This window comes from Occallatibacter sp. (assembly GCF_049802275.1).
Lineage (GTDB): Bacteria > Acidobacteriota > Terriglobia > Terriglobales > Acidobacteriaceae > Telmatobacter.
On record NZ_JBARMD010000066.1, the window covers coordinates 1 to 4,280 of the forward strand.

Genomic DNA, 4,280 nt, shown 5'->3' on the forward strand with positions numbered 1-4,280 from the left:
GAGCAGGAACAATGCCAGGCCGATGAGCCAGCTTCCGTGTAGGTTGATCCAGACGCAAAAGAGCGGCGGCAGCAGCCAGAGTGCGCGCCTGTTTCCGCGATCCGCGGCTTCAAGCAAGGCCATTTCCGCGGACAATGCAAGATAGGCTATTGCGATAGTTCGCGGTCCGGAGTTTATTGAGATGAGCACGAATCCCAGTCCGGCAGCCCACCATGCAGCGCCCGCGTGACCGGATCGGCGATAACCGCGCCAGTACATAAAAATGAGATTCGCGCACAGGCTGAGCCAGCAGACGAAGTAGATTCCGCGCAGGTGAAGGGCCTGGTAGCTGAACCAGTACGGCAACTCGGAGAGCCACTCGGGATTGATCCAGCGCTGACCCGCAACCGTGAAGGAGTACGGCTCGGTCCAGATGAAGTGATGGGTGGAAGTCAGCAGGCGGGCATTTGCCAGGTGCCACCAGATGTCGGGATCATGCACACATTCGAGGGTGGGGTTGAGCGTCATTAGAAAGATGAGCGGCAGCACCATCAGGACCGCGATATTCATCACGTGTCGCGTGAAGATTCGATTGAAGACGCGCATCCACGGACTGACAGCTTCAACAGGCGCAGCCTCGGCCTCGGAGTGCGCCGGGCTCTCGGTAAGAGCGGAGGAATCCATGGTTATACCTTATCTGTCTGGCAATCAGGCGGGAAAGCGGAAGGCGCTGTGGGTGTATACACCGCGGTACCGTGCCGGGCTTTGATTCGAGCCAATTGCCGGCTGAAAGTCCAGCACGGACGATTGCAACAGAGTGGACCTTTCGGGCGGAAAGAAGACGCGTAAGGGAGACCTTGAACTTTGGATATGAGTCAGTTGTTGAGGTGATTAGGCGGCGATTGCAATATCATTGCATACAGTCTCTCCCGTTGGAATCAGAGCCTCCAAGACGGAGTTTGAACACCTGCTGCGGCAGCAGTTCTACTTGCGCGTCGAAATCAACGAATTGAGGAGGGCAATGGCGAGATTGGGTGCATTCTGTTTTCCGGGAACGGGTCATCTCAATCCGATGACCGCGCTGGCGCGCTCCTTGCAACTGAGGGGCCATGAGGTGGTGATCTTCGGGATTGCAGACACCGAGGCGCAGGTGCGGGCCGCGGGCATCGAGTTTCATGGGTTCGGCATGGAAGACTATCCCCTCGGCACCCTTCAAAAGCTGGACGAGCAACTGGCCGGGTTAAAGGGACTCGCAGCTCTTCGATTCACATTGGAGCGAGTGAGGAATTCTGCGCGGATGGTGATGCGCGACGGGCCGGGGGCAGTGCGGACGGCCAAAGTCGAAATGCTTCTGGTCGATGAGGCGGATTTTGCTGGAAACGTGGCGGACTATCTGGGGCTGCCGTGGATCTCCATCGCCTTGATCCCTCCCCTGGTTCAGGATGACCGGTTTCCACCCTTCTGGTTCGGCTGGGCGGCCGAACAGGATCGGCTTAGCCGTTTACGGAACCGCCTTGCAATGTTTTTACTATTGCGGATAGCAACTCCTATCTTCAGAGAAGTAAACGAGCAGCGCAGCGCGTGGGGGCTGAAGCCCTTCCGACGTCCCGAAGAAGCGCTGTCGACTCTGGCGCAAATTACCCAGTTGCCCGAAGCACTGGAGTTTGAAGTTGTCGGCGAGAAGCCAGCGGGGCTTCACTATACAGGGCCGTTCGTTGACTCTGAGCAGCGTCCGGAGGTTGCGTTTCCCTGGGAACGCCTCGATGGACGCCCGCTCATTTACGCATCGATGGGCACTCTTCAGAACGGTTCGGAAGCCATCTTCAGAACGATCGCGGAGGCCTGTGCCGGACTCGATTCACAATTATTGATTTCGCTGGGTGGCGGACTCGATGCGTCGAGATTGGGGCAGCTAGCGGGCGATCCCCTGGTGGTGAGCTTTGCTCCCCAACTGGAAATTCTGAAGCGTGCCGCGTTGGTGATCACACATGCCGGCCTTAACACGGTTCTTGAGTCGCTTTGCGAGGGAGTGCCACTAGTAGCCATACCCCTCGCCAACGACCAACCCGGAGTGGCGGCGCGAGTCAGGGCTCGCGGAGCGTGCGTGGTAGTGCCACGGTACAGGCTGAACGCGGCCCGGCTTCGTAAGGCAGTCATGCTAGTGCTTCATGACGGCAGATACCGCGAGGCGGCCCAGGTCCTGCAGAGAACCATCCAGCGGATGCATGGGCCTGAACGTGCGGCAGATCTAATCGAACAAGTGCTAAAGCTCCGTTCGATTAGTTTGAGCGACACTAAACCGGTGTAGTCCTCTTGGGGCCTTAATACTGCCATCGTTGTAGCTTTCGTAAACGATGCTCTTCGGGAGTGAAGCTAGTCAAACCGCAGCGCCGCCACCGGGGAGAGTTGCGCTGCACGCCATGCGGGCAGCGCCCCCGCAATCAGCCCCGCCAGAACGGCGATGCCTAGCGACTCAGCCAGAAGGAACAAAGGGAGCGAAGTCGAGACAATGCTAGCGGTTTGAGGCAGTGCAGCCAGCAGGTGCAGTGCGCACCATCCGAACGCGATTCCCATAAAACCGCCACCCAGTCCGAGAATAGCCGCTTCAAGCTGGATGAGAATCAATATCTGCCTCCGCTTCCAACCGAGGGCCCTCAAAATGCCGATTTCCCGTGTACGCTCGTGGACCGACATGGCCATGGTGTTGGCGATCCCAAGGATGCCGATCAGCAGCGCGATCGAAGAAGTGCCCCAGGCAGAAGCATGCGCAAGTTGGACAAACTGATTGTTATGGGCGCGCTCGGCAGCGGGAACAGCATGCAGTCCCGGCAAAGCAGCTTCGATCTGTGCCTGCGCACGCCTTAGATAATGTTCCTGGGATTCTCCGGCAGGTGACGGACGCAGCCGAACATCAAAAGTCGAGACTTTGCCCTGCAGGCTGCTCAACTGCTGCAACTGATCCAGCGGCATAATGACTGCATCCGCCTGTAATCCAGAGCTGCCATGGTAGATTGCGCACACCGTAAACGGTGAGCTCTGAATATCCAGCGTGTCGCCCACCTTTTTCTTCAGATCATCAGCTAGCAGATCGCCCAGCATGACCTCGGGATGGCCATCGCGAAAGCGCCGTCCGGAGAGGATCTGCATTGAGTCAAACTCATACGAATCGGCTTTCCAGCCGTATGCCAGGGCATTCACATCCGTCGTCAGGTCCATCAGGTTAAATATGACGGGCGTTGCCTGCGCCACCAATGGCAACGACTTCAGGGTTGCCCCAGCAGACTCGTCCAATGAGGTGTTCAAAAAGGTCTGTTGGATCACTGCTATGTCGGTACCGCTGCTCGAGTAAATTCGAAGCCACTCGTTTTCAAATGCACTCGAAAAACCGACAAGACCGACGAAAGCGCCAATTGCCATCCCAATTCCGCAAAGTGTCAGCAGCGTCCTCAGCCGTCGACGCCATAGATTCTTCCAGACGAAGCCGGTAAGCGAAAGTGGGGAGGGGTTGAAGGGGGTATTGGCCATGGTCCTTTGGGATTCGAGAGTGTAGACCGCCAGTGTATCGAGCGGCAATTGCCGTGTCCAAACAAGTTTTAAAGTCGCCAGAAAGCCCTTCATGGCGATCACTCTGATCAGGCTACTGGCTGCGCAGATATAGCCGTCAGAACGTCGTCCAATGCCGACTGCCAGGAAGCCAGCCGCAAGCCGAAGCGACGATGAAGTTTTTCATTGGAAAGTATGGAGTTCTGGGGACGTCTTGCTGGCGTCGGATACTCACTTGTCGCGATTGGGTTCAGCCTAGGAGTCTTGCCGCCGAGAAGCTTGGGTGCCTGCTCGAAGATTGCGCGTGCGAAGCCGCACCATGAGACGCTGCCGGAGCAGCTCATGTGATAAGTACCCGCCCACGCAGGAACCGCACCGAAATTTCCTCCTAGAATTCCCTTCGTAATCGTATGCGTCGCGCGCGCCAGCTCCGCCGCTGTAGTTGGGGCGCCGACCTGGTCGTCAACTACATTCAGTGAATCGCGCTCGCGGCCGAGGCGCAGCATCGTGAGCACGAAGTTCTTGCCCTCTGGTGCATACACCCAACTCGTTCGGAAGATCAGGTATCCCCCGCCTACGCTCCGAATCGCATCCTCTCCGGCAAGTTTGCTGGCGCCGTAAGTGCTAAGTGGATCAGTCGGATCGTCTTCTACCCAAGGACCCGCCTTGGAGCCATTGAAAACGTAATCGGTGGAATAGTGAATCAGGAGCGCGCTTGCGCGTTGAGCTTCTTCAGCCAGAACGCCCGGGGCGCGCCC

3 protein-coding genes and 1 pseudogene are annotated in these 4,280 nt (G+C 57.6%); 1 reads left to right on the top strand and 3 read right to left on the bottom strand.

The window, feature by feature from the left end:
* Window positions 1–663, bottom strand: a pseudogene (locus WA354_RS02255) (hypothetical protein); the annotation flags it as partial.
* Between the two features lie 337 nt (window positions 664–1,000).
* Between WA354_RS02255 and WA354_RS02260 the strand changes: the two are divergent.
* Window positions 1,001–2,287, top strand: a complete 1,287-nt coding sequence (locus tag WA354_RS02260; RefSeq protein ID WP_472811387.1) for a glycosyltransferase — start codon at window positions 1,001–1,003, stop codon at window positions 2,285–2,287.
* Window positions 2,288–2,352: 65 nt separating this feature from the next.
* Here WA354_RS02260 and WA354_RS02265 read toward each other — a convergent pair whose 3' ends face one another.
* Window positions 2,353–3,597 (bottom strand): ABC transporter permease, encoded by a 1,245-nt coding sequence (locus tag WA354_RS02265; protein WP_472811388.1) that lies wholly within the window; start codon window positions 3,595–3,597, stop codon window positions 2,353–2,355.
* A gap of 14 nt (window positions 3,598–3,611) precedes the next feature.
* Window positions 3,612–4,280, bottom strand: a 669-nt coding sequence (gene rfbD / locus WA354_RS02270; RefSeq protein WP_472811389.1) for a dTDP-4-dehydrorhamnose reductase, incomplete at its 5' end; no start/stop codon positions are given.